Annotated in this window: 25 protein-coding genes, 1 tRNA gene and 2 pseudogenes; 24 read left to right on the top strand and 4 right to left on the bottom strand. The window is 66.9% G+C overall.

The features are described 5' to 3' along the window. Positions 1-46 precede the first annotated feature (46 nt). Positions 47-724, top strand: coding sequence for a hypothetical protein (locus B9D87_RS12335; protein WP_085382811.1), 678 nt, complete (start codon positions 47-49; stop codon positions 722-724). A gap of 95 nt (positions 725-819) precedes the next feature. Next, entirely contained in the window at positions 820-1,716 is an 897-nt protein-coding gene (locus B9D87_RS12330) for a sensor domain-containing protein (protein ID WP_007773851.1), read from the top strand. A gap of 26 nt (positions 1,717-1,742) precedes the next feature. Here B9D87_RS12330 and B9D87_RS12325 read toward each other — a convergent pair whose 3' ends face one another. Then, on the bottom strand, positions 1,743-2,114 hold the full coding sequence (locus tag B9D87_RS12325) for a nuclear transport factor 2 family protein (RefSeq protein ID WP_007773853.1): 372 nt from the start codon (positions 2,112-2,114) through the stop codon (positions 1,743-1,745). A gap of 118 nt (positions 2,115-2,232) precedes the next feature. Here B9D87_RS12325 and B9D87_RS12320 point away from each other — a divergent pair, with 118 nt between their 5' ends. Both B9D87_RS12320 and B9D87_RS12315 read left to right on the top strand, forming a co-directional pair. After that, entirely contained in the window at positions 2,233-2,718 is a 486-nt protein-coding gene (locus B9D87_RS12320; protein WP_238553476.1) for an NUDIX domain-containing protein, read from the top strand. 72 nt (positions 2,719-2,790) lie between these two features. Further along, positions 2,791-3,300, top strand: a complete 510-nt coding sequence (locus B9D87_RS12315; RefSeq protein ID WP_040631181.1) for an Rv2253 family sensor-like surface protein — start codon at positions 2,791-2,793, stop codon at positions 3,298-3,300. 34 nt (positions 3,301-3,334) lie between these two features. On the opposite strand, the gene B9D87_RS12310 is transcribed toward B9D87_RS12315, so the two are convergent. Further along, positions 3,335-3,622, bottom strand: a complete 288-nt coding sequence (locus B9D87_RS12310; RefSeq protein WP_040631183.1) for a DUF732 domain-containing protein — start codon at positions 3,620-3,622, stop codon at positions 3,335-3,337. 280 nt (positions 3,623-3,902) lie between these two features. Beyond that, positions 3,903-4,595: a VldE C-terminal domain-containing protein gene (locus B9D87_RS12305; protein WP_007773859.1), complete on the bottom strand. Its 693-nt coding sequence runs from the start codon at positions 4,593-4,595 to the stop codon at positions 3,903-3,905. 86 nt (positions 4,596-4,681) lie between these two features. Here B9D87_RS12305 and B9D87_RS12300 point away from each other — a divergent pair, with 86 nt between their 5' ends. Next, positions 4,682-5,182, top strand: coding sequence for a nitroreductase family deazaflavin-dependent oxidoreductase (locus B9D87_RS12300; RefSeq protein WP_007773862.1), 501 nt, complete (start codon positions 4,682-4,684; stop codon positions 5,180-5,182). A 78-nt stretch (positions 5,183-5,260) separates the two neighbouring features. After that, positions 5,261-5,461, top strand: a complete 201-nt coding sequence (locus B9D87_RS12295) for a YegP family protein (protein WP_007773867.1) — start codon at positions 5,261-5,263, stop codon at positions 5,459-5,461. A gap of 141 nt (positions 5,462-5,602) precedes the next feature. Here B9D87_RS12295 and B9D87_RS12290 read toward each other — a convergent pair. Then, positions 5,603-5,678 (bottom strand) — tRNA-Arg (locus B9D87_RS12290). A 127-nt stretch (positions 5,679-5,805) separates the two neighbouring features. On the opposite strand from B9D87_RS12290, the gene argS reads away from it, so the two are divergent. The 18 genes and pseudogenes from argS (at position 5,806) to B9D87_RS12195 (ending at position 25,095) form a co-directional block, all read left to right on the top strand. After that, complete coding sequence (gene argS, locus B9D87_RS12285; protein ID WP_007773869.1) at positions 5,806-7,458, top strand: arginine--tRNA ligase; 1,653 nt, start codon at positions 5,806-5,808, stop codon at positions 7,456-7,458. A 56-nt stretch (positions 7,459-7,514) separates the two neighbouring features. Further along, on the top strand, positions 7,515-8,873 hold the full coding sequence (gene lysA / locus B9D87_RS12280) for a diaminopimelate decarboxylase (protein WP_174320955.1): 1,359 nt from the start codon (positions 7,515-7,517) through the stop codon (positions 8,871-8,873). A 3-nt stretch (positions 8,874-8,876) separates the two neighbouring features. Beyond that, positions 8,877-10,199 carry a homoserine dehydrogenase gene (locus B9D87_RS12275; protein WP_007773871.1) on the top strand — a complete coding sequence of 441 codons (1,323 nt, stop codon included), beginning with the start codon at positions 8,877-8,879 and terminating at the stop codon, positions 10,197-10,199. Next, entirely contained in the window at positions 10,196-11,278 is a 1,083-nt protein-coding gene (gene thrC, locus B9D87_RS12270; protein ID WP_007773872.1) for a threonine synthase, read from the top strand. Before B9D87_RS12275 ends, thrC begins: the two co-directional genes overlap by 4 nt. A gap of 100 nt (positions 11,279-11,378) precedes the next feature. Beyond that, positions 11,379-12,323 carry a homoserine kinase gene (gene thrB, locus B9D87_RS12265; protein ID WP_415623594.1) on the top strand — a complete coding sequence of 315 codons (945 nt, stop codon included), beginning with the start codon at positions 11,379-11,381 and terminating at the stop codon, positions 12,321-12,323. 267 nt (positions 12,324-12,590) lie between these two features. Then, positions 12,591-14,444, top strand: coding sequence for a transcription termination factor Rho (gene rho / locus B9D87_RS12255; RefSeq protein ID WP_007773874.1), 1,854 nt, complete (start codon positions 12,591-12,593; stop codon positions 14,442-14,444). Positions 14,445-14,600: 156 nt separating this feature from the next. Further along, a complete protein-coding gene (rpmE, locus tag B9D87_RS12250; RefSeq protein WP_007773875.1) occupies positions 14,601-14,831 on the top strand; it encodes a 50S ribosomal protein L31 in 231 nt (76 codons plus the stop codon). A gap of 99 nt (positions 14,832-14,930) precedes the next feature. Beyond that, positions 14,931-16,004 carry a peptide chain release factor 1 gene (gene prfA / locus B9D87_RS12245; RefSeq protein ID WP_007773876.1) on the top strand — a complete coding sequence of 358 codons (1,074 nt, stop codon included), beginning with the start codon at positions 14,931-14,933 and terminating at the stop codon, positions 16,002-16,004. Continuing rightward, a complete protein-coding gene (gene prmC / locus B9D87_RS12240) occupies positions 16,001-16,879 on the top strand; it encodes a peptide chain release factor N(5)-glutamine methyltransferase (protein WP_007773877.1) in 879 nt (292 codons plus the stop codon). Before prfA ends, prmC begins: the two co-directional genes overlap by 4 nt. Beyond that, positions 16,872-17,530: pseudogene (locus tag B9D87_RS12235) on the top strand (L-threonylcarbamoyladenylate synthase). The gene prmC and the pseudogene B9D87_RS12235 overlap by 8 nt, the downstream one beginning before the upstream one ends. 28 nt (positions 17,531-17,558) lie before the next feature. Beyond that, a pseudogene (locus tag B9D87_RS12230) lies at positions 17,559-18,768 on the top strand (glycosyltransferase family 4 protein); the annotation flags it as partial. Positions 18,769-18,982: 214 nt separating this feature from the next. Then, positions 18,983-19,477 (top strand): ATP synthase subunit I, encoded by a 495-nt coding sequence (locus tag B9D87_RS12225; protein WP_007773881.1) that lies wholly within the window; start codon positions 18,983-18,985, stop codon positions 19,475-19,477. After that, positions 19,470-20,228 carry a F0F1 ATP synthase subunit A gene (atpB, locus tag B9D87_RS12220; protein WP_007773884.1) on the top strand — a complete coding sequence of 253 codons (759 nt, stop codon included), beginning with the start codon at positions 19,470-19,472 and terminating at the stop codon, positions 20,226-20,228. The genes B9D87_RS12225 and atpB overlap by 8 nt, the downstream gene beginning before the upstream one ends. An 84-nt stretch (positions 20,229-20,312) precedes the next feature. After that, positions 20,313-20,561, top strand: a complete 249-nt coding sequence (locus B9D87_RS12215) for a F0F1 ATP synthase subunit C (RefSeq protein ID WP_024636915.1) — start codon at positions 20,313-20,315, stop codon at positions 20,559-20,561. 9 nt (positions 20,562-20,570) lie between these two features. After that, positions 20,571-21,101: a F0F1 ATP synthase subunit B gene (locus tag B9D87_RS12210; protein ID WP_007773890.1), complete on the top strand. Its 531-nt coding sequence runs from the start codon at positions 20,571-20,573 to the stop codon at positions 21,099-21,101. A gap of 6 nt (positions 21,102-21,107) precedes the next feature. Next, on the top strand, positions 21,108-22,448 hold the full coding sequence (locus B9D87_RS12205; protein WP_007773891.1) for a F0F1 ATP synthase subunit B/delta: 1,341 nt from the start codon (positions 21,108-21,110) through the stop codon (positions 22,446-22,448). Between the two features lie 52 nt (positions 22,449-22,500). Continuing rightward, positions 22,501-24,180, top strand: coding sequence for a F0F1 ATP synthase subunit alpha (gene atpA / locus B9D87_RS12200; RefSeq protein ID WP_007773892.1), 1,680 nt, complete (start codon positions 22,501-22,503; stop codon positions 24,178-24,180). A gap of 6 nt (positions 24,181-24,186) precedes the next feature. Beyond that, positions 24,187-25,095 (top strand): F0F1 ATP synthase subunit gamma, encoded by a 909-nt coding sequence (locus tag B9D87_RS12195; RefSeq protein WP_007773893.1) that lies wholly within the window; start codon positions 24,187-24,189, stop codon positions 25,093-25,095. The last annotated feature ends 13 nt before the right edge of the window (positions 25,096-25,108 follow it).

Here is a 25,108-nt window from a genome sequence, read left to right as displayed (position 1 = left end):
CCTTCTTCGATCCCTTCAGCCCCCAACCGGTTTCGCCGGCGCCCTCGTGGGCGGCGCCGCCGCCTTCGCCCGACGCGCCGGCACGACCCGCGCCGCGACCACCCACAGCGCCCCGCCGGCCCGGCCGCCGGTGCCGCCCGGCAAGAGCGTCGCCGGGTTATCGCCCGTCACCGTGTTTTTCGGTAGCTATGTGTTCGCCGGCATCGCCGCGCTGTTGTTGGCGGCGGCTATCGCCGTGCTGGTGGCCATTTCGGATTTCCGTTCGCGCGGTAGCACATCGGGCCCGCTGCTGGTCGCCACGGCCGCCGGATTGATCGTCGTCGCGGCACTGGTGGTGTCGCTGGCCGTGCTCACCGATCGCGGACGCGGCTGGGCCCGGATCGCGACCTGGGGGGTCTGCGGCCCCGGATTATGCACGGGCGTAGCGGTTTTCGTCATCGACCCAGGGGAGTCCGTGCCGTGGTTCGGCCAGCTGCTGCATGTGGGCGCCGTTGCGGGCATGATCATTTCGGTATCCTCCGCCGTGTTGCTCGGCCTGCCGGAATCCAGCGCATACTTCAGGCGGAGCGAGCCTAAACCCGTTCCCGTATCGGCGTTTCCGCAACCGGCCGCCTTTCCCGCGCCGCCGGCCTCACACCAACCCCCGCCGCCACCGCCGCCGGCCGGTTCCGCACCACCTCCGAGGACGCCCGCGAATGACCCCGACTACGACCCGTTCTCATGACGGCTAGCTGGCCAGGTCCCAGTTGGCCCAACCCCTTTGACCCGGGCGCCCCGCCGCCCCAACCGCCGGCTCAACCGCCCCCGCAGGCCCATGAAGTGAACACGCTGGCGACGCTGTCGGTCGTGTTCGCCTTTCTGCTGGCCCCGGTCGGAGCGGTGTTGGGCCACTTCGCACTTAGGGACATCCGCCGGCGCGGCGAACGGGGCCGCAATCGTGCGATGGTCGGACTGACGCTGTCGTACGCCTTCACCGTCATCGCCGTGGTGGCGTTGGTCCTGTGGGTGACGCTCGGCGACAACCACGCCGGCCAGTCGACGGCGCACACCACCGCCACGGGTGCGATGAAGCCGAGCGCCACCACGCCCGCCCCGCCTGAACCGGCGGTGACGGCCGAAGGCCTACAGTCGCTGGTGCTCACCGGCGAAGACGTCGCCGGCCTCATCAAGGCGCCGGGCATGTACGTCAACAAGACCTGGACGCAGACGCACGAGTTGCAGCCCGGCGACAGCTTCGACCCCCCGGAGTGCACCCAAGCCGTGTTCAACGGCCTCACGGCGTCGTACCGCGACAGCGGTTACCGCGCCATCTACGGCGTCGACTTGGGCCAGCACACCAATGGCTTCCCGCATGGGGTTTCGGAATTCGTGGCGGCATTCGACAATGCCGCGGCCGCAAAGGCTTTCGCCACCGGCGCGGTCAATCAGATCAACGGCTGCGCCGGAAAGCAACTGACCTACTCGCACGGCGGCATCTCCGGCATCTACAGCGTCGGGACACCGGTGCAAACCGGTCCGGTGACCTCGGTGAAAAGCACCCTGGGGACCGTGCAGGACAACGGTCGGACTACCGACGTCGGCGGCCAGCACACCAGCGCGTTACGGGCCCTGGCGGCCAAGGCCAACGTCGTGGTCGACGTCGACGTCATCGGACGTGATCTCGGCGACGACGCCACCACCCTGGTCCAGGGCATCCTGGGCCGTATCCCGAGCTGACCACGCTGCCAACAGGATTGGCGGATCTACAGGACGCGGACGTCGGCGGGCGACCAGAACGCCCTCATCGACGTGATCTTGGCGTCCCCGTCGAACGACATCGTCGAGATCGGCGAGATTCGGGTGCGGCTGTCGCCGGCGTCGAGCGTCAGGTGCCAGTAGAAGGCGGCTTCGCTGCCGCCGATCCGTATTTCGGCGAGTTCGGTGTCCTTCTGGGCGTCTTGAAAACCCGCATAGAACGCGCGGATGGCGTCATGGCCGCGGCGAATGTCGGATCCAATCGGATCCTCGATCGTGGCGTCGGCGGCGTAGAGGGTGACGATGTCGTCGGCGGTGCCGGTCGCGACAAGCGCGAGGTAGCGATTGACGGTCTCGGTGATGGCTTCAGGGGACGGCATAGCCTCGGACGCTACCCCTCGTCGTCGCCACCGCCCGAGTTGCGGTATTGAGGGCAATACTGGCGTCGTGACTTTCATCGAACGCCTCGCGACCCGCGAGGTCTACCGAAACCCGTGGATGGTGCTGCGCGAGGATGACATCCGCCGCCCAGACGGCAGCGAGGGCATCTACAGCGTCGTCGACAAGCCGGCCTATGCGCTGGTGATGCCGTATGACGGGCGACGGTTCCGGTTGGTCGAGCAGTATCGCTATCCGCTCGGCGAGCGACGCTGGGAGTTTCCGCAAGGCACCGCCCCCGACCTGGTTGACGCCGAACCGGCCGAGCTGGCCGAGCGCGAGTTGCGTGAGGAAACCGGGTTGCGCGCAACGTCGTTCGAGGCCCTCGGCCAGCTCGACGTCGCTCCGGGAATGACCAGTCAGCGGGGCTGGGTGTTTCTGGCCACCGGTATCGCCGAGGGAGAAGCCGACCGCGAGCACGAGGAACAGGACATGCGGAGTGCCTGGTTTTCCCGTGCGGAGGTCGAGCGGATGATTTCCGGGGGAGTGATCGCCGACGCGCAGTCGATCGCCGCCTATGGGCTGTTCCTACTGCGGGCGCAATGAACCGTGTGACGGCACCGTGATTGTGTCCGCGCCGAGACCACGCTGCGTCATCGAACGGCCAGGATGGACGCAATGCGGCCGAGGTTTCGGGTAGGTGCGGTGCTCGCTGCCGTCGCCGCGTCGATCGTCGGTACGCCCGGCATCGGTGCGCATGCACTGGCACCGTCGTGGAACGGCAAATACTCACTGGTGAGGTATGCGGTCAGCAAGACCGGCACCAGCGTCGCCGCCACCCAAGCCGAACCGACCTTCAGCGCGGACTACATGTTCACCACCGCATGCTCGTCGGGCACGTGCGTGGCCACCGCCACCAACGGCCCCACGCCGAAGAACCCGACGCTGCCCCAGCCTTCGCACTACACCTGGGACGGCGCCAGGTGGGTGGAGCGCTTCGACTTCCAATGGGATTGCTATATGGGCGAGGGCGTTTCGAAGGTCTGGGCCCCGGCGAGGTCGTGGGCCTTCTACGCACCGCAGCCCGACGGTTCGCTGCGTGGGACCTGGCACACCGACATCAGCAGCGGTCCGTGCAAGGGGAGCGTCGAAATGCCGGTGGCGGCGTTCGCCGCCGGGCCGGCATGACGCAGACGCCGTCACGACGACGCCTCAGGAGTGGTTAGGGGCAGTAGTTCGATTCCGCCGCGCTGACGATCGCCGTCGCGTCCCCGTAGTTGAACGAACTGCTCAATCCGGAGTGAACATCGGTGGCCAACTCGTCCGGAGTCTTGCCCGCGGCGCGATCCGAGCAGATGGCGTGGCCCAGCGAGATCAGCGTGCCTTCGCCGCCCGGCTGCCACACCACGCCGATCTTCTTCAGTTGACCCAGGTAGCCGTCGTCGTCGGCGGCGGCTACCCCGCTACCTACCGTTAACGCGGCAGCAACCACGGCCGGAATACATAACATGCGCAACCCGCAAACAGCCTTCACGCTCGGCTCCTTCTCTCGGTGATGGGGACAACGGGCTCATTATGCGGCGCGCGGTGCGGGATTGCGCGGCGAACAGCAAAAGCTGGCAAACCGTCAGTGGGCAACTATGTCCTGCGTCAGCAATCAACGGCAATTACCGTGGCAACCACACCGGAAGGCGGTGGCGTGGGCCGATCGGACGCGCCGACCCGCCGGCCTCGCCCGTGATGCGTCTGGGGGCGGTGCCCAATCCTGTTGCCGGGTAATGACTTACGGATCAGTCCGGCGGTGCGGCGGTCATCGAGGCGATGTAATAGGTTTCGTGCCCGGTCGGGTAGCCACCCCCGCCGGTGGCGATGTGCACATGGTCGTAATGGTCGGCGGTCTCTGAGCCCAGGTCCGCCATCCAGTTGCCGCCACCGACGCCCGGGTAGATCTTCTGCCGCCAGATGACGTGATTGATGCCCCATCGCTTCGCGTTCGCCAAGGCGTAGCCGGCGATCTGGTTGCCGAGCTCGATGCCTTCGGGGGAGTGGTAGTTCGGGATCATCACGTCGATCGCCAGCCCGTTGGGATGCCACGGCAGCGGGTCCTCGCGGTACCCGTAGATGGTCTTGATCTGGGGGAAGAGCACGGTGATGACGCGGGCCGCCCAGATGGTCTTGACCTGCAACCGCTCCTCGGATCCCACGCTGTGCGGCAGTGCGAGCTGGAATTGCTGGCCGGCGGACGGGGCGGGCGGTGCCAACCTCGTCAACGACTCGATCTCGGCCGGAGTGGCCGTGCGCGGCGCGCTGGCGGGCGGCGGCGCGGCGGTCGCGCTGGCGCTGGTGCTGGGAGCCGCCGCGGGCGTCTCGACGCAGCACCGTGTCTTGGTGCCCTGCGCGTGGATCATGGCCGCGGAGACGACGAGCGACGCCGCGATCGCCAGCCATCGTCCGCCGCCCTTGGCGAACCCCTTCACGCGCACGACCAGCAGCTTAATGCTGTTTGTGACCCGTGGGGCGGGTTTTTCAATTGCTTGTCCGGCGCGGGCGAGCGGACCAGAATGACACCATGCCCGAGCAGTCGTTCGACGATGCGAATGCTTTTCACCGGGCGATGCGGCGCTTCGGGTCCACGACCGTCGGTGTGGCGCTTCTTCGGCCGACCGCCCATCACCTCGACCGCCTGATCACCAAGGCCACGGGCGGCAGGAGCAGCTTCGCCGGGCTGGTGACCGGGATTCCCGCCGTCATGCTCACCACCACCGGCGCCAAATCCGGCGCACGCCGCACCGTCGCCGTGTACGGCATTCCGCACCCGGACGGCCTGGGCCTGATCGCGTCCAATTTCGGCGGCACCAAGCATCCGGCCTGGTACCACAACCTCAAGGCCAACCCGGAAGCGACGGTCACCATCGGCCGCGACACCTGGAATGCCACCGCGCGGCTCGCAACGCCAGACGAGCGCGACGAGCTCTGGGCCAAAGGCGTCGCCCTGTATCCCGGCTGGCGGAAGTACGAAGTGCGGGCGAAAGATCGACACATCGAGGCGTTCGTGCTGGCACGCACCTGAGGTGAGCAGTCCCTTCTCGGGCGCCCTCGCGCGGCGTAGCGTTCTTGCTGTTCGGAGAAGCGAACAAGGAGAACTGCAATGGCAGCCAAGTTCGAGATCAGCAAGGACAAAGCCGGCAAGTTTCGGTTCCACCTCAAGGCGGCCAACGGCGAGATCGTCGCCCAAAGCCAGGGCTATGAGATGAAGGAAAGTGCCTACAAGGGCATTGAGTCGGTCAAGACGAGTGCTCCCGCCGCGAAGGTCGTCGACCTGACCGAACCGGCGCACGCGCACAACTAGCGCGCAATCGCCCGTTCACTCTCGCAAGCACGAATACGGCGTGCCTGCGGCAGCCGTCTACGGCCTGCTGCGAGCAGTCGGCATGTCATCGTCGCGGTGGCCGACGATCGCCAGGAAAATGTCTCTGAACTGCGTGAATGCTGGTGCCCCCGGCAGGATTCGAACCTGCGGCCTTCTGCTCCGGAGGCAGACGCTCTATCCCCTGAGCTACGGGGGCGCACCGACTTACCTGTTGCGCCGTGGGGCTTTCGAACAAGCACGGACAGACTAACGCATCGCGGCGGCCGCCCCGTCACCGCAATGGATTCGGGGCGCGGGCACCCCAGCCAATAGGATGGACGCTCGTGACCCCCGCTGACCTGGCTGAGCTGCTCAAGACCACCGCTGCCGCGGTGTTGGCCGAGCGCGGGCTGGATGCTGCCGCGCTGCCGCAGACGGTCATCGTGGAGCGCCCGCGCAATCCCGAGCACGGCGATTACGCCAGCAACCTGGCGCTGCAGCTGGGCAAGAAGGTCGGCGCCAACCCGCGTGAGCTGGCCGGATGGCTCGCCGAGGCGCTCGCTCAGGCCGACGGCATCGCGTCCGCGGAGGTGGCGGGGCCCGGCTTCATCAACCTGCGCCTCGAGGCGTCGGCGCAAGCCGTGGTCGTCAACAACGTTATCAACGCCGGCGACCGCTTCGGACACTCCGACGCCCTGGCGGGCTGCAACATCAACCTGGAATTCGTATCGGCCAACCCGACCGGACCGATCCACATCGGCGGCACCCGCTGGGCCGCCGTCGGCGACGCGCTCGGGCGGCTGCTGTCCACCCAGGGCGCCACTGTGGTGCGCGAATACTACTTCAACGACCACGGCGCCCAGATCGATCGGTTCGCCAGCTCACTGGTCGCCGCGGCCAAGGGCGAGCCCACCCCGGAGGACGGCTACGCCGGCGCCTACATCAACGACATCGCCGCTCAGGTGTTGCAGAAGGCCCCCGACGCGCTGAGCCTGCCCGAGGCCGACATGCTCGAGACCTTCCGCGCAATCGGCGTCGACCTGATGTTCACCCACATCAAGGAGTCTTTGCACGAGTTCGGCACCGATTTCGACGTCTACACCCACGAAGACTCGATGCACACCAAGGGCCTGGTCGAGGAAGCCATCGGCAGGCTGCGCGAGACGGGCAACATCTACGAGAAGGACGGCGCAACGTGGTTGCGCACCAGCGCTTTTGGCGACGATAAGGACCGCGTCGTCATCAAGAGCGACGGCAAGCCGGCCTACATCGCCGGTGACATCGCGTACTACCTGGACAAGCGGCAGCGCGGCTTCGACCTGGCCATCTACATGTTGGGGGCCGACCACCACGGCTACATCGCGCGGCTCAAGGCCGTGGCGGCGGCGTTCGGCGACGACCCGGCCACCGTCGAGGTGCTCATCGGGCAGATGGTCAACCTGGTTCGCGACGGCCAGCCGGTCCGGATGAGCAAGCGGGCCGGAACGGTGATCACGCTGGACGACCTCGTCGAGGCCATCGGCGTGGACGCCGCCCGTTACAGCCTGATCCGCTCCTCGGTGGACACCCCCATCGACATCGATCTCGCGCTGTGGTCCTCCGCCTCGAACGAAAACCCGGTCTACTACGTGCAATACGCGCACGCCCGGCTCTCGGCGCTGGCCCGCAACGCCGCCGAGTTGGGCCTGATCCCCGACACTGGGCACCTCGAGCTGCTAAGCCACGACAAGGAGGGGACGCTGCTGCGCACCCTCGGCGAATTCCCGCGGGTGCTGGACACGGCGGCGACGCTGCGTGAACCCCACCGGGTCTGCCGGTACCTGGAAGACCTCGCCGGCGACTACCACCGGTTCTACGACGCGTGCCGGGTGTTGCCGCAGGGCGACGAGCAACCGACCGACCTGCACACCGCGCGCCTGGCGCTGTGCCAGGCGACCCGCCAGGTGATCGCCAACGGCCTGGCGATACTGGGCGTGACTGCTCCGGAGCGAATGTGAACGTTCACCCCGCCGGTCCTCGGCACGCCGAAGAGACCCGTCACGCCGAAAGCCCGCTGCGGCCGCAATCCCCCGAGGAATTGCTGCTGCTGGCCCCGAATGTGTGGCCGCGCAACGTCGCTCGCGATGAAGCCGGGGTCGCCAGCATCGCGGGCGTCGCGGTGACCGACCTGGCCCAGGAGTATGGGACGCCCCTGTTCGTCATCGACGAGGACGACTTCCGGTCCCGCTGCCGTGAGATCGCGTCGGCCTTCGGCGGCGGCAAGAACGTGCACTATGCCGCGAAGGCGTTCCTGTGCAGCGAGATTGCGCGCTGGATCGACGAAGAAGGCCTGTCCCTCGACGTGTGCACCGGCGGCGAGTTGGCCGTCGCGCTGCACGCGAACTTCCCGCCCGAGCGGATTACCTTCCACGGCAACAACAAATCGGTCGCCGAACTGACCGCCGCGGTCAAAGCCGGTGTCGGCCATGTCGTGTTGGACTCGCTGGTCGAGATCGAGCGCCTCGACGCCATCGCGGGCGAGGCGGGCATCGTCCAGGATGTCTTCGTCCGCCTCACCGTCGGTGTCGAGGCGCACACCCACGAGTTCATCTCCACCGCGCACGAGGACCAGAAGTTCGGGTTGTCGTTGGCCAGCGGCGCGGCGCTGGACGCGGTCGGGAAGGTGTTCGAGACCCGGCACCTGCGACTGGTGGGCCTGCACAGTCACATCGGTTCGCAGATCTTCGATGTCGCCGGTTTCGAGATCGCCGCGCGCCGGGTCATCGGGCTGCTGCACCAGGCCGTCGAACAGTTCGGCGTCGAGAAGACCGCGCAGATCTCCACCGTGGATCTGGGTGGCGGACTGGGCATCTCGTATCTCGCCGCCGACGATCCGCCGCCGATGGGCGAACTGGCCGCCAAGCTGAGCGAGATCGTGCGCAACGAATCGGCGGCCGTCGGGCTGCCGACCCCGCGGCTGGTGGTCGAGCCGGGGCGGGCCATCGCCGGGCCCGGCACCATCACGCTCTACGAGGTGGGCACCGTCAAGGACGTCGACGTGAGCGCCACCGCGCACCGGCGCTACGTCAGCGTCGACGGCGGCATGAGCGACAACATCCGCACCGCCCTCTATGACGCCCAGTACGACGCCCGGCTGGTTTCGCGGCTCAGCGATGCGCCCGCCGAGCTGGCCCGTGTCGTCGGAAAGCATTGCGAGAGCGGCGATATCGTGGTGCGCGACACCTGGGTGCCGGGAGACCTGCGGCCGGGCGACCTGATCGGGATCGCCGCCACCGGAGCCTACTGTTATTCCTTGTCAAGCCGTTACAACATGATCTGTCGCCCCGCCGTCGTCGCGGTGCGCGACGGACGCGCTCGTCTGGTCCTGCGCCGGGAGACGGTCGACGATCTATTGAGTCTGGAAGTGAGGTGAACTGTGCCCCGTGACGAAAAGCCGGTCGGTGTAGCGGTACTCGGGTTGGGCAACGTCGGCAGCGAAGTTGTGCGAATCATCGAGGACAGCGCTGACGACCTCGCCGCTCGTGTCGGCGCACCCGTGGTGTTGCGCGGCGTCGGAGTGCGCCGCGTCGCGGCGGATCGCGGTGTCCCCGTCGAGTTGCTCACCGACGACATCGAGGCGCTCGCCGCCCGCGACGACGTCGACATCGTCGTGGAGCTGATGGGGCCGGTGGAACCCTCCCGCAAGGCCATCCTGTGCGCCCTCGAGCACGGCAAATCCGTCGTCACGGCGAACAAGGCACTGTTGGCCACCTCCACCGGCGAGCTGGCGCAGGCCGCCGAAAGTGCCCATGTCGACCTGTATTTCGAGGCGGCCGTCGCGGGCGCCATTCCGGTGATCCGCCCGCTGACCCAGTCGCTGGCGGGCGACACGGTGTTGCGGGTTGCCGGGATCGTCAACGGCACCACCAACTACATCCTGTCCGCGATGGACAGTACCGGGGCCGACTACGACACCGCGCTGGCCGAAGCCGGCGCGCTGGGTTATGCCGAGGCCGACCCCACCGCCGATGTCGAGGGCTACGACGCCGCGGCCAAGGCAGCGATCCTGGCGTCCATCGCCTTTCACACCCGGGTGACCGCCGACGACGTCTACCGCGAGGGCATCACCAAAGTGACCCCGGCCGACTTCGAATCGGCCCGGGCCCTGGGCTGCACCATCAAGCTGCTGTCCATCTGCGAGCGCATCACCGCCGATGGCCAGGAACGAGTTTCGGCGCGCGTCTATCCGGCACTCGTGCCGCTGTCACACCCGCTGGCCACGGTCAACGGCGCCTTCAACGCGGTGGTGGTGGAGGCCAAGGCGTCCGGCCGGCTGATGTTCTACGGTCAGGGCGCCGGCGGCGCCCCGACCGCCTCCGCGGTGGCCGGTGACATGGTGATGGCCGCGCGCAACCGGGTGCTGGGCAGCCGCGGCCCGAAGGAATCGAAGTATGCCCAACTACCCATTGCGCCAATGGGTTTCATCTCCACCCGTTACTACGTCAGCATGAACGTCGCCGACAAGCCGGGGGTGCTGTCCTCGGTGGCGGCCGAGTTCGCCAAGCGCGAGGTCAGCATCGCGGAGGTCCGCCAGGAAGGCGTCGCGGACGAAGGCGGCCGACGGGTCGGGGCCCGCATCGTCGTCGTGACCCACAGCGCGACGGACGCCGCACTATCCGAAACCGTGGACGCGCTGGCCGATTTGGATGTCGTGCAGAGCGTCACCAGCGTGCTGCGACTGGAAGGGACCACCCTATGAGCGCCCCGCGCACCGCCGTCCACAAGCCGTGGCCCGGTCTCATCGAGGCGTACCGGGACCGTTTGCCGGTGGGCGACGACTGGACGCCGGTCACCCTCCTCGAGGGCGGCACCCCCCTGATCGCGGCGGGCCGGATCTCGGAAAAGACCGGCTGCAGCGTTCATCTCAAGGTCGAGGGCCTCAACCCCACCGGGTCGTTCAAAGACCGGGGCATGACGATGGCCGTCACCGATGCGCTCGCTCGCGGCCAGCAGGCGGTGTTGTGCGCGTCGACCGGCAACACCTCGGCGTCGGCGGCGGCCTACGCGGCGCGCGCCGGCATCACCTGTGCCGTGCTGATCCCGCAGGGCAAGATCGCAATGGGCAAGCTGGCGCAGGCGGTCATGCACGGCGCCAAGATCATCCAGATCGACGGCAACTTCGACGACTGCCTGGAGCTGGCCCGCAAGATGGCCGCCGACTTCCCGACCATCGCGCTGGTCAACTCGGTCAACCCGGTGCGCATCGAGGGCCAGAAGACGGCGGCGTTCGAGATCGTCGACGCGCTGGGGACCGCTCCCGACGTGCACGCCCTGCCGGTCGGCAACGCGGGAAACATCACCGCGTACTGGAAGGGATACACCGAGTATCACCACGAGGGGCTGATCGAGAAGTTGCCCCGCATGCTTGGCACCCAGGCGGCCGGTGCTGCGCCCCTGGTGCATGGCGCGCCGGTCAAGAACCCGGAGACCATCGCGACCGCGATCCGCATCGGCGCGCCGGCATCGTGGACGGCGGCGGTTGACGCGCAGCAGCAGTCGAACGGCCGCTTCCTGGCCGCGACCGACGACGAGATCCTGGCCGCCTACCACCTGGTCGCCGAGTCCGAAGGCGTCTTCGTCGAACCCGCCTCGGCGGCCAGCATCGCGGGGCTGCTCAAGGCCGTCGACGACGGCTGGGTGGCCCGCGGGTCGACGGTCGTGTGCACGGTAACCGGCAACGGCCTCAAGGACCCCGACACCGCACTGCGAGACATGCCGACCGTGACCCCGTTGCCGGTCGACCCTGTCCTCGTGGTGGAAAAGCTGGGACTGGGCTAGTGGCGATCGCAAGCGCGGCGAAGCCGGGCGCAGCGGGTCGCCACGGGACTGGGCTAGTGGCGATCGCAAGCGCGGCGATCGCAAGCGCGAAGGGCTGTTGATGACCCCGATGCTGCCCGCGGGGCTGGTGGCCAGCGCCGTGGTATCGGCGTCCAGCGCCAATCTTGGCCCCGGCTTCGACAGCATCGGTCTGGCGCTGAGTCTGTACGACGAAATCATCGTCGAGACAACCGATTCCGGCCTGGTCGTGCTGGTCGAGGGTGAAGGCGCCGGCCAGCTGCCGGTGGGTCCCGAGCACCTGGTGGTGCGCGCGCTGGAGTGCGGGTTGCGGGCCGTGGGGGTTCGCGCCCCGGGCCTGGTGGTGCGCTGCCGCAACGCCATCCCGCATTCGCGGGGCCTCGGCTCCTCGGCGGCGGCGGTGGTCGGCGGCCTGGCGGCCGCAAACGGCCTTGTCGCACAAACGGATTGGCAGCCACTCAGCCCAGCCCAACTGATCCAGCTGTCCTCGGAGTTCGAGGGTCATCCCGACAACGCCGCGGCCGCCGTGTTGGGCGGCGCGGTCGTCTCATGGGTCGGCCGCACCGGCGACCGTCCGCAGTACGCGGCGGTGCCGCTGCGGCTACACCCCGACATCCACCTGTACTCCGCGATTCCCGAGGAACGCTCGCTGACCGCCGAGACCCGCGTGCTGCTGCCCGCGCAGGTCAGCCACGAGGACGCGCGCTTCAACGTCAGCCGCGCCGCGTTGCTGGTAGTGGCGCTCACCGAACGCCCCGACCTACTGATGGCCGCCACCGAAGATGTGCTCCACCAGCCGCAGCGCGCGCCGGCCATGCCGGCCTCGGCGGAATATTTGCGCCTGCTGCGACGTCATAACCTGGCAGCAACGCTTTCCGGGGCCGGACCCTCACTGATCGCGCTAACCACAGCGGCGGAACTGCCCGGGGAAGTGGCGGAATACGGCGAGGCCAACGGATTTGCCATCACCGAGATGGCGGCTGGCGAACCAGTTCGCTGGAATCCCGGAGTCACCGTCGCCGGTTGATCCACAGCCTGGCCGGAGGGTTTGCTTGCTTCCGGCAAGGATGGGGGCTATCCTCGGACGCGTCCAGCAATCGCAGCATCTGCATCTGCATCCATACTGCCTTGCCGCTAGGACACACCAATTCTTCTTGTGGACGAGGTTCGCCGTTTACTCCGCCGATCCAGGCGATCACCGTTGCAATGTCGATGATTGGGCGCACTCGGCAATTTGCCTGAATGCAACGAACCCCCCGTATGACCTGATCAGCGGGGGAAAGAAAGGAAATCCGTGACTGATACGGACCTGTTCACGGCTGGCGAAAACACTGACGCCAATCAACTCTCGAACGCCGTGACCACAGACACTCCAGACGCGAAACCCAACGTCTCGGCTGGATCACTGTCCACGATGGTGCTGCCCGAGCTGCGCGCGCTGGCCAATCAAGTTGGCGTCAAAGGGACGTCGGGTATGCGTAAGAACGAACTGATCGCCGCGATCAAGGAGGTCCGGGGGCAGGCCAACGGCGCTCCCGCCAATGGCACCAAGCCCGCTGAGGACAGCGGCAAGCCGGACAACAAAGACGACGACAAGACCGATACCAACAGCGCCGACGCGCCGGCGGCCAAGGGCGACCAGAACGGTACGACCGAGGCGCCCCGCCGCGAGCGACGCGGCGCTTCCCGCGAAGCGGGATCCTCCGCACGCGGCAACGACGAGGCCGACCGCGAGAGCTCGGGCAGCCGTGAGGGCGCCGCTCCCGGTGAGTCCGACCGCCGCGAGAAGGCCAAGCAAGACAACCAGAATGACGACCGCGGCCAAGACGGCGGCGGCGACCAGGAGCAGAACTCCGGTGGCCAGCAGAACCGCGGCGGCTCGAACCAGCAGGACGACGACGGCGAGGGCCGTCAGGGCCGGCGGGGACGCCGCTTCCGCGACCGCCGCCGCCGGGGCGAGCGCTCCGGTGAGGGTGGCGATACCGAGCTGCGCGAGGACGACGTCGTTCAGCCTGTAGCCGGCATTCTTGACGTCCTCGACAATTATGCCTTCGTGCGCACCTCCGGCTACCTGGCCGGCCCGCACGACGTCTACGTGTCGATGAACATGGTGCGCAAGAACGGCCTGCGCCGCGGTGACGCGGTCACCGGCGCGGTTCGGGTGCCCAAGGAAGGCGAACAGCCCAACCAGCGGCAGAAGTTCAACCCCTTGGTGCGCCTGGACAGCGTCAACGGCGGCTCGGTCGAGGACGCCAAGAAGCGCCCCGATTTCTCCAAGCTGACGCCGCTGTACCCCAACCAGCGCCTTCGCCTGGAAACCACCAGTGACCGGCTGACCACCCGGGTCATCGACCTGATCATGCCGATCGGTAAGGGCCAGCGCGCGCTGATCGTGTCGCCGCCCAAGGCCGGTAAGACGACCATCCTGCAAGACATCGCCAACGCGATCACCAGGAACAATCCGGAATGCCATCTCATGGTCGTGCTCGTCGACGAGCGCCCCGAGGAGGTCACCGACATGACCCGCTCGGTCAAGGGTGAGGTCATCGCCTCGACCTTCGACCGGCCGCCGTCAGACCACACCTCGGTCGCCGAACTGGCGATCGAGCGGGCCAAGCGGCTGGTTGAGCAGGGCAAGGACGTCGTCGTGCTGCTGGACTCGATCACCCGCCTCGGGCGCGCCTACAACAACGCGTCGCCCGCGTCGGGCCGGATCCTGTCCGGTGGTGTCGACTCCACCGCGCTGTACCCGCCCAAGCGGTTCCTCGGGGCCGCCCGCAACATCGAGGAAGGCGGGTCGCTGACCATCATCGCCACCGCGATGGTCGAGACGGGGTCCACCGGTGACACGGTGATCTTCGAGGAATTCAAGGGCACCGGTAACGCCGAGCTCAAGCTGGATCGCAAGATCTCCGAGCGGCGCGTCTTCCCCGCGGTCGACGTGAACCCGTCGGGTACCCGCAAGGACGAGCTGCTGCTCTCGCCGGACGAGTTCGGCATCGTGCACAAGCTGCGCCGCGTGCTGTCGGGGCTGGACTCGCATCAGGCCATCGACCTGCTGATGTCGCAGCTGCGCAAGACGAAGAACAACTACGAGTTCCTGGTCCAGGTGTCCAAGACGACACCCGGGGCGATGGACAACGACTAGCCGGGAATGCGCGGGCGCAGCTCGCTGTTTGGGATGATGGTGGTTGACCTGGCATAATCGGGGCTCGATTATCCGACAATCGCCTGAGGTTCGGAGTTCACGCCCGGCCGTCCGATTTTGGACGGGGGCGGGCGGCAAACGATCGAAGAGGACATCATGAAAGCTGACATTCACCCCGCCTACGGGGAGACCACGGTGCTCTGCGGGTGTGGCAACACCTTCCAGACGCGCAGCACCAAGGACGGCGGACACATCGTCGTCGAGGTCTGCTCGCAGTGCCACCCGTTCTACACCGGCAAGCAGAAGATTCTCGACAGCGGTGGCCGCGTGGCCCGCTTCGAGAAGCGGTACGGCAAGCGCAACGCCGGCGCTGCTGCCGACAAATAGCTCGGTTACCGACGCCCGAACTGTGCGCACCGTCGCACAGGCCGGGCGTCGGTTTGCGTTTGGCGTACTGACAGGCGAAGCGGGGCAGGAGGTGTGACGATGACCAAGCCGGTACAGACCATCGATGTATTGCTGGCCGAGCACGCCGACCTCGAGCGCCGGCTGGCGGATCCGGAATTGCACAGCAACCCCGACGAGGCCCGCAAGGCCGGTCGGCGGTTCGCCCGGCTGGCCCCGATCGTAGGTACCTATCGCAAGCTGGTGGCCGCGCGCGACGATCTGGAAACGGCGCGAGAGCTGGCCGCCGACGACGCGTCCTTCGCCGCCGAGGTGACCGATCTGGAAACCCAGGTGGCCGAGTTGGACACCCAACTCACCGACATGCTGGCGCCGCGCGACCCACACGACGCCGACGACATCGTGCTCGAAGTGAAATCCGGTGAGGGCGGCGAAGAATCGGCGTTGTTCGCCGCCGACTTGGCGCGGATGTACATCCGCTACGCCGAGCGGCACGGCTGGACCGTCACGGTGCTGGACGAAACCACTTCGGACCTCGGCGGATACAAGGATGCGACGCTGGCCATCGCCAGCAAGGGCGACACCGCCGACGGGGTCTGGTCGCGGATGAAATTCGAGGGCGGAGTGCACCGGGTGCAACGCGTCCCGGTAACGGAATCGCAAGGCCGCGTTCATACTTCGGCCGCCGGCGTGCTCGTGTATCCCGAACCCGAAGAAGTCGGTGAGGTGCAGATCGACGAGTCGGACCTGCGCATCGACGTCTATCGTTCGTCGGGGAAGGGCGGCCAGGGCGTCAACACCACCGACTCCGCGGTGCGCATCACGCACCTGCCCACCGGCATCGTCGTCACCTGCCAGAACGAACGCTCGCAGTTGCAGAACAAGGCCCGCGCGCTGCAGGTGCTGGCCGCCCGTCTGCAGGCCCTGGCGGAGGAGCAGGCCCTGGCGGACGCCTCGGCGGACCGGGCCAGCCAGATTCGCACCGTGGACCGCAGCGAACGCATCCGCACCTACAACTTCCCGGAGAACCGGATCGCGGACCATCGGATCAACTTCAAGGCGCACAACCTCGACCAGGTCCTCGACGGCGATCTCGATGCCCTGTTCGACGCCCTGGCCGCCGCTGACAAGCAGTCCCGGCTGCAACAGGCATGAACGTCGTGCGGCGCGCGATCGACGATGCTGCGGCCACGCTCGCCAAAGCGGGAATCGATTCCGCGCGTTGGGATGCCGAACAGCTGGCCGCCCATGTGGCGGGAACCGACCGCGGGCGCCTGACCCTGCTTGACTCGCCCGGCGAGGAGTTTCTCGGACGCTACCGCGACGTAGTGGCCGCGCGTTCGCAACGCGTGCCGTTGCAACATCTGGTGGGGACCGCGGCGTTCGGTCCCGTGACGCTGAGCGTCGGGCCGGGGGTCTTCATACCCCGTCCCGAGACCGAGGCCCTACTGGAATGGGCTGTCGCGCAACAACTTGCACCCCGGCCCCTAATCGTCGACGTGTGCACCGGTTCGGGGGCTTTGGCCGTGGCGCTGGCCCATCACCTGCCGGCCGCGCGGATCATCGCGATCGACAACTCCGACGCCGCGCTCGAGTATGCGCGCCGCAACGCGCGGGGCACCGCGATCGAGCTGCTGCGCGCCGATGTCACGGAGCTGGCGTGCCGGCCGGGGCTACTCGGCGAACTGGACGGACGGGTCGACATGGTCGTGGCCAATCCGCCATATGTTCCCGACGGTGCGGTGCTGGATCCCGAAGTCACGCAACATGATCCGCATCGGGCGGTCTTCGGCGGCCCGGACGGCTTGGCGGTGATCGCGCCCCTGGTGAGCCTCGCCGCTCGCTGGCTGCGCCCGGACGGGCTGATCGGCGTCGAGCACGACGACACCACCTCGGCGCAGACGGCGAAATTGTTCGAGCGCACGGGAGCGTTCGACGACGTCCAGGCCCGCGCGGACCTGACCGGCCGGCCGCGCTTCGTGACGGCCCGCAGGAAAGCGAGCACGGGGGAGTGCGGCGCTCATGAGTGAGGTCTTCGACTGTGCGGATCCCGGTCAGCGCTCACTCGGAATCGCCGCGGCGGCCGGCGCGCTCAAGGGCGGCCGGCTGGTCGTGATGCCCACCGACACCGTGTACGGCATCGGCGCCGACGCGTTCAACAGCGCCGCGGTCTCCGCCTTGCTGTCGGCCAAGGGCCGGGGGCGCGACATGCCGGTGGGGGTGCTGGTCGGCTCCTGGCACACCATCGAGGGGCTCGTCTACACCATGCCGGACGGGGCCCGCGACCTGATCCGCGCCTTCTGGCCGGGCGCGTTGAGCCTCGTGGTCAGCCAGGCGCCGTCGTTGCAGTGGGATCTCGGTGACGCCCGCGGCACCGTGATGCTGCGCATGCCGCTGCATCCGGTGGCCATCGAACTGTTGCGTGAGGTCGGGCCCCTGGCGGTGTCCAGTGCCAACGTCTCCGGCCATCCGGCGGCCGTGGATGCCGGCGAGGCGCGCAGCCAGCTCGGCGATCTGGTGGACGTCTATCTGGAGGCGGGCCGGCCGAGCAGGGGGCCGCCTCGACCATCGTCGACCTGACTGGGGCCGCGCCGCGCATTCTGCGACCGGGCCCGGTCAGCGCGGAGCGGATCGCCGAAGTGCTCGCCGTCGATCCGGAAAGCCTGACCGCCCCGGCCTGACTGGAGCGGTTGTCGAGGTGCCAGGTTTGTCCAGTACGGTCTCGGTGATGTCCAGCGACGTGACCAACCTTGCCGGTGGTTTGCTCGCGCTGGGCGACCGCGGCGCCGGCGTTCCGCTTCGTGAGTTGGCGCTGGTGGGGTTGACCGCGGCGATCATCACGTACTTCGCGACCGGACCGGTGCGGGTGCTGGCCACCCGGCTGGGCGCGGTCGCGTATCCGCGCGAACGCGACGTCCACGTGACGCCGACCCCCCGGATGGGTGGGTTGGCGATGTTTCTCGGCGTCATCACGGCCGTGTTTCTGGCGTCCCAACTTCCGGCGCTCACGCGTGGGTTCGTCTACTCGACCGGTATGCCCGCGGTCCTGGTGGCCGGCGCCGTCATCATGGGCATCGGCCTCATCGACGACCGCTGGGGCCTCGACGCGCTGACCAAGTTCGCCGGTCAGATCACCGCGGCCAGCGTGCTGGTCACGATGGGCGTGGCGTGGAGCGTCCTCTACATTCCCATCGGCGGCGTCGGCACCATCGTGCTCGACCAGGCGTCGTCGATCCTGCTGACCCTCGCGCTGACCGTGTCGGTCGTCAACGCGATGAACTTCGTCGACGGGCTCGACGGCCTGGCGGCCGGGCTCGGGCTGATCACCGCGCTCGCCATCTGCATGTTCTCGGTCGGGCTGCTACGTGACCACGGCGGTGACGTCCTGTTCTATCCGCCGGCGGTGATCTCGGTGGTGCTGGCCGGGGCCTGTCTGGGCTTTCTGCCGCACAACTTCCATCGCGCCAAGATCTTCATGGGCGACTCCGGTTCGATGCTGATCGGTCTGATGCTCTCGGCCGCGTCGACGACGGCGGCGGGCCCGGTCTCGCAGAATGCCTACGGAGCCCGGGACGTGTTTGTCCTGTTGTCGCCCTTCCTGTTGGTGGCCGCGGTCATCTTCGTGCCGATGCTCGATTTGCTGCTGGCGATCGTGCGCCGCACCCGCGCGGGCCGCAGTGCGTTCAGCCCCGACAAGATGCACCTGCATCACCGGTTGCTGCAGATCGGTCACTCGCACCGGCGGGTGGTGTTGCTGATCTATCTGTGGGTGGGGATCGTTGCGTTCGGCGCCGCCAGCACGATCTTTTTCCGTCCCCGTGATACGGCCGCGGTGATGCTGGGTGCGATCGTGGTGGCCGGTATCGCGACGGCGATCCCGCTGTTGCGGCGTCGGGACGAGTACTACGACGAGGAGTAGTAGTGGGCTCCACGATGTGGTACGGTGCTGGTAGAACCCCAAAAAGCCGTGCAGGCGACGGGCCCATCGGAGGCTAATCCGATCGGGCTGGTTCAAGACCGGCCTAGGGAGATACCCCTTGGGTGATTCAACTGTGACGTGCGATACGCTCGGCGGGCCACCGATCAGTCGGTCGGGGGGTTCCCGTTTATCAACCTGGGATTGAGGTGCTGCAGTGACGACACCAGCGCAGGACGCGCCGTTGGTGTTTCCCTCTGTTGCTTTCCGTCCGGTTCGGCTCTTCGTGATCAGCGTTGCCATCACGGCGGTGGCGGTGCTCGCCGCCGGACTGTCCGGACACCCGATGGTCGGAGTCTTCTTCGGCGTCGGGCTTCTCCTGGGTTTGCTCAACGCGGTGCTGGTGCGTCGCTCGGTTGAATCGATCACCGCCAAGGACCACCCGCTGAAACGGTCGATGGCGGTCAACTCGGCGTCCCGGCTGGCCCTCATGACCATCCTCGGGCTGATCATCGCCTACGTATTTCGGCCCGCCGGCCTCGGAGTCTTGTTCGGCTTGGCGATTTTCCAGGTCCTACTCGTCGCCTCGACAGCGCTTCCGGTGTGGAAGAAGCTGCGCGCCGGTGACTGGGCGGAGTCTTCGGACGCCGCCGAAGGCGGCGCGGTCGCAGGATCGGAAGGAACGGAAGGAAGGAACCCCACCGATGCCTGAGACGACGTTCCTGGCCGAGGCCGCGATCGAGGTCGGCGAGCACACCCACGCCAAGTGGCTGGGTATGACCGTCAACACCGACACGATCCTGGCGACCGGGATCGCTGCGGTGATCGTGCTGGCACTGGCCTTCTTCCTGCGCGCCAAGATCACCTCCACCGGGGTGCCCAGCGGCGTTCAGCTGTTCTGGGAAGCGATCACGGTTCAGATGCGCGACCAGATCGAGAGTGCGGTCGGCATGCGGATCGCGCCGTTCGTGTTGCCGCTGGCCGTCACCATCTTCGTGTTCATCCTGATCTCCAACTGGTTGTCGGTGCTGCCGCTGCAGTACACCGACAAGTCGGGGCACACCACCGAGCTGCTGAAGTCGGCGGCCGCGGACATCAATTACGTTCTGGCGCTGGCCCTCTTCGTGTTCGTCTGCTACCACGTGGCGGGAATCTGGCGCCGCGGCGTCGTCGGACACCCGCTGGCCGTCCTCAAAGGCCACGTGGCTTTCCTGGCGCCGATCAACCTGGTCGAAGAGCTCGCCAAGCCGATCTCGTTGTCTCTGCGACTCTTCGGCAACATCTTCGCCGGCGGCATCCTCGTGGCACTGATCGCGCTGTTCCCGCCGTACATCATGTGGGCGCCGAACGCGATCTGGAAGGCCTTCGACCTGTTCGTCGGGGCGATCCAGGCCTTCATCTTCTCGATTCTGACCATCTTGTACTTCAGTCAGGCCATGGAGATCGAGGATCACCATGACTGAGGCGATCACGAATTGTTTTGACCCACGCACCATTACAGAGACCTGGTAGACCCCTACCAGATATCAAGGAGGATAAGAATGGCTCTGGACCCCCAAGTCGCTGCCGCTGCACTCATCGGCGGTGGACTCATCATGGGCGGCGGCGCGATCGGTGCCGGTATCGGTGACGGTATCGCCGGTAACGCGCTGGTTTCCGGCATCGCCCGGCAGCCCGAGGCGCAAGGCCGGTTGTTTACGCCGTTCTTCATCACCGTCGGTCTGGTTGAGGCGGCCTACTTCATCAACCTGGCCTTCATGGCGCTGTTCGTCTTCGCCACGCCCGTCGGCACCTAGTCCGCTGCGATGGGTGACGCGAGTCTGAGCGTTCTGGCATCCAGCCAGGCGGTGGCCGAGGGCAACAACTTCCTCGTTCCGAACGGCACCTTCTTCTTCGTGCTGGCCATCTTCCTGATCGTGCTGGCCGTCATCGGCACATTCGTTGTGCCGCCGGTGATGAGGGTGTTGCGCGAGCGCGACGCCATGGTCGCCAAGACGGCTGCCGACAACAAGAAGGCGGCCGAGCAGTTCGACGCGGCCAAGGCCGACTACGAAGAAGCGCTGACCGAAGCGCGGGTTCAGGCGTCGTCGTTGCGCGACAACGCCCGCGCCGAAGGTCGTAAGGTGGTCGAAGACGCGCGCGCCCGTGCCGAACAGCAGGTGATGTCGACGTTGCAAATGGCATCCGAGCAATTGAAGCGGGAGAGGGACGCCGTGGAACTGGATCTGCGTGCCAACGTGGCGTCCATGTCGGCGACGTTGGCCAGTCGAATCCTCGGCGTCGACGTCGCCCCCGCCGCCGCGACCTCATCCGCAACCAAGACATCCGGACGGTAATTACGTATGTCGACTTTCATCGGCCAGTTGGTGGGCTTTGCGGCCATCGTGTTCCTGGTGGTGCGTTACGTCGTGCCGCCAGTGCGTCGGCTGATGGCCGCGCGGCAGGACGCCGTGCGCCAGCAGCTGAAAGATGCGGCAACGGCGAGTGATCGGCTGACCGAGTCCACCACGGCGCACAGCAAGGCCGTGGAAGACGCAAAGACGGAGGGCGAACGCGTCGTCGCGGAGGCCCAGACCGACGCGGGCCGCATCGTCGAGCAGTTGCGGGCCCAGGCGGATGTCGAGTCCGAACGCATCAGCCTGCAGGGCAGCCGCCAGGTCGATCTCTTGCGCACCCAGCTGAGCCGACAGCTCCGGTTGGAACTCGGCCACGAAGCGGTGCGTCAGGCGGGCGAGTTGGTGCGCAACTACGTCGCCGACGCCAAACAGCAGTCGGCCACCGTCGACAGGTTCCTCGACGAGCTCGACGAGATGGCGCCGGCGGCGGCCGACGTCCAGTACCCGTTGATGACCAAGATGCGCTCGTCGAGTCGCGTCGCGCTGGCCAACCTGTCGGACAAGTTCAGCGTCATAGCCAATGACCTTGACAGCAAAGCGCTTTCAAGTCTCTCCAGTGAGCTGGTAGAGGTTGCCCAGATGCTGGACCGCGAGATCGTCGTCACGCGGTATCTCACCGTGCCCGCCGAGGACGCGACCCCTAGGGTGAAGCTGATCGAGCGGCTGCTCTCCGGCAAGGTCGGCGACGCCACGCTCGACGTGCTGCGCTCGGCGGTATCGGAGCGATGGTCGGCCAACTCCGACCTCATCGACGGTATCGAGCACGTGTCGCGGCAGGCGTTGCTCGAAGTCGCCGAACGTGAGGACAAAGTCGACGAGGTCGAAGAACAGCTGTTCAGGTTCTCCCGCATCCTCGACGCGCAGCCGCGACTTTCCATCCTCTTGGGCGACTACTCCGTTCCGGTGGAAGGGCGAGTCGCGTTGTTGCGCAAGGTGCTTGACAGCGCAAGCGGCAGGGTCAACCCCATTGTGACTGCGCTGCTGAGCCAGACGGTCGAACTGCTGCGAGGCCAGCCGGCCGAGGAGGCCGTTCAGTTCTTGACACAAGTCGCCGTGGCTCGTCGCGGCGAGATCGTCGCCCAGGTCAGTGCGGCGGCCGAACTCAGCGACGACCAGCGGTCTCGTCTCGTCGAGGTGCTCGGCCGCATCTACGGTCACACCGTGGCGGTGCAGCTGCAGATCGATGCCGAACTACTGGGCGGCCTGCTCATCTCCGTGGCCGACGAAGTGATCGACGGGACGCTCGCTTCTCGACTTGCCGCTGCCCAGGCTCAATTGCCTGACTGACAATTCATCACAACCCCACGCGAACCAAGATCAAGTAGGAAGACGAAAAGCCATGGCCGAGTTGACAATCTCCGCTGATGACATCCAGAGCGCCATCGAGGAGTACGTAGGCTCTTTTACGTCCGACACCGCTAGGGAAGAGGTCGGTACCGTCGTCGACGCCGGGGACGGCATCGCGCACGTCGAAGGCTTGCCCTCGGTCATGACCCAGGAGCTGCTCGAGTTCCCCGGCGGCGTCCTCGGCGTTGCCCTGAACCTCGACGAGCACAGCGTCGGCGCGGTGATCCTGGGTGACTTCGAAAAGATCGAAGAGGGACAGCAGGTCAAGCGCACCGGCGAAGTCTTGTCCGTCCCCGTCGGCGACGCCTTCCTGGGCCGCGTCGTCAACCCGCTCGGCCAGCCGATCGACGGCCGCGGCGACATCGACACCGACATCCGCCGCGCGCTGGAAATCCAGGCGCCGTCGGTGGTGCAGCGCCAGAGCGTGAGCGAGCCGCTGCAGACCGGTATCAAGGCCATCGACGCGATGACCCCGATCGGTCGCGGCCAGCGACAGCTGATCATCGGCGACCGCAAGACCGGCAAGACCGCCGTCTGCGTCGACACCATCCTCAACCAGCGGGAGAACTGGGAGAGCGGTGACGAGCGCAAGCAGGTGCGCTGCGTGTACGTGGCCATCGGCCAGAAGGGCACCACGATCGCCTCCGTCCGGCGCGCGCTGGAAGAGGGCGGCGCGATGGACTACACCACCATCGTCGCGGCGCCGGCATCCGACTCGGCCGGGTTCAAATGGCTTGCGCCGTACACCGGTTCGGCGATCGCCCAGCACTGGATGTACGACGGCAAGCACGTGCTGATCGTCTTCGACGACCTGAGCAAGCAGGCCGAGGCGTACCGGGCGATCTCATTGCTGCTGCGTCGCCCGCCGGGTCGCGAGGCCTACCCCGGCGACGTGTTCTACCTGCACTCGCGGCTGCTGGAGCGCTGCGCGAAGCTGTCCGACGAACTCGGTGGTGGGTCACTGACCGGGCTGCCGATCATCGAGACCAAGGCCAACGACATCTCCGCCTATATCCCGACCAACGTCATCTCCATCACCGACGGGCAGTGCTTCCTGGAGTCCGACCTGTTCAACCAGGGTGTGCGGCCCGCCATCAACGTCGGTGTGTCGGTATCCCGCGTGGGTGGTGCCGCGCAGATCAAGGCGATGAAGGAGGTCGCGGGCTCGCTGCGGTTGGACTTGTCGCAGTACCGCGAGCTGGAGTCGTTCGCCGCGTTCGCCTCGGACCTGGACGCGACGTCCAAGGCGCAGCTGGAGCGCGGTGAACGCCTGGTCGAGCTGCTCAAGCAGCCGCAGTACCAGCCCATGCCGGTTGAGGAGCAGGTGGTTTCGATCTTCCTGGGCACCGGCGGTCACCTGGACTCGGTGCCCGTCGAGGACGTCCGGCGCTTCGAGACCGAGCTGCTGGACCACATGCGGGCCTCGGAAGAGAAGTTCCTGGCCGGCGTCCGCGACAGCGGAAAGCTTTCGGAAGAGGGCGAGAACCAGCTCACCGAGATCATCAACAACTTCAAGAAGGGCTTCGCGGCCACCGGCGGGGGATCGGTCGTGCCCGACGAACACGTCGAGGCCCTGGACGAGGAAGACCTCGCGAAGGAGTCGGTGCAGGTCAAGAAGGAGAAGCCGAAGGACAAGCAGGATTCCAAGGCCTCCGGCAAGGACAAGAAGTAGCGACGAATGGCTGCAACACTTCGCGAACTACGCGGCCGGATCCGTTCGGCAGGGTCGATCAAGAAGATCACCAAGGCCCAGGAGATGATCGCGACCTCGCGCATCGGTAAGGCGCAGGCCCGGTTGGAATCCGCACGGCCCTACGCATTCCAGATCACCTCGATGCTCACCACGCTCTCCTCGGAAGCCGCGCTGGATCACCCGCTGCTGGTGGAGCGCGACGAGCCGAAGCGGGCCGGCATCCTGGTGGTGTCCTCGGACCGTGGCCTGTGCGGCGCGTACAACTCGAGCATCTTCCGTCGCTCCGAGGAGCTGTTCTCCCTGCTGCGGCAGGAGGGCAAGACGCCGGTTGTCTACACGGTGGGCCGAAAGGCGCTGAACTACTTCAAGTTCCGCAACTGGGATATCACGGAATCGTGGACCGGATTCTCCGAGCAACCCTCATATGAGAACGCCGCGGAGATCGCGTCCACTTTGGTCGAGGCCTTCATGGCCGGCACGGGGGACGACGAGTCACAGGACGGGCAGGGCGTCGACGAGCTGCACATCGTCTACTCGGAGTTCAAGTCGATGATGTCGCAGGCCGCGGTTGCCCACCGCATCGCTCCGCTGGTCGTGGAATACGTCGAGGAGACCGACGAACTGCACACCTTGTACTCGTTCGAGCCGGACGCGACAACGCTTTTCGAGGCACTGCTGCCGCGGTATGTGACGACCCGGGTTTACGCGGCGCTACTCGAATCGGCGGCATCGGAGCTCGCGTCGCGGCAGCGGGCGATGAAGTCCGCGACGGACAACGCGGATGACCTGATCAAAGAGCTCACGCTGATGGCGAACCGCGAGCGGCAGGCCCAGATCACCCAAGAGATCAGCGAAATCGTCGGTGGCGCAAACGCGCTCGCCGACGCTAAGTAGCACACGAGGAAGA

The organism is Mycobacterium colombiense CECT 3035 (genome assembly GCF_002105755.1).
GTDB classification, from domain to species: Bacteria; Actinomycetota; Actinomycetes; order Mycobacteriales; family Mycobacteriaceae; genus Mycobacterium; species Mycobacterium colombiense.
Note: the sequence above shows the minus strand (reverse complement) of the source record. Positions and strands in the feature narration are given on the sequence as shown.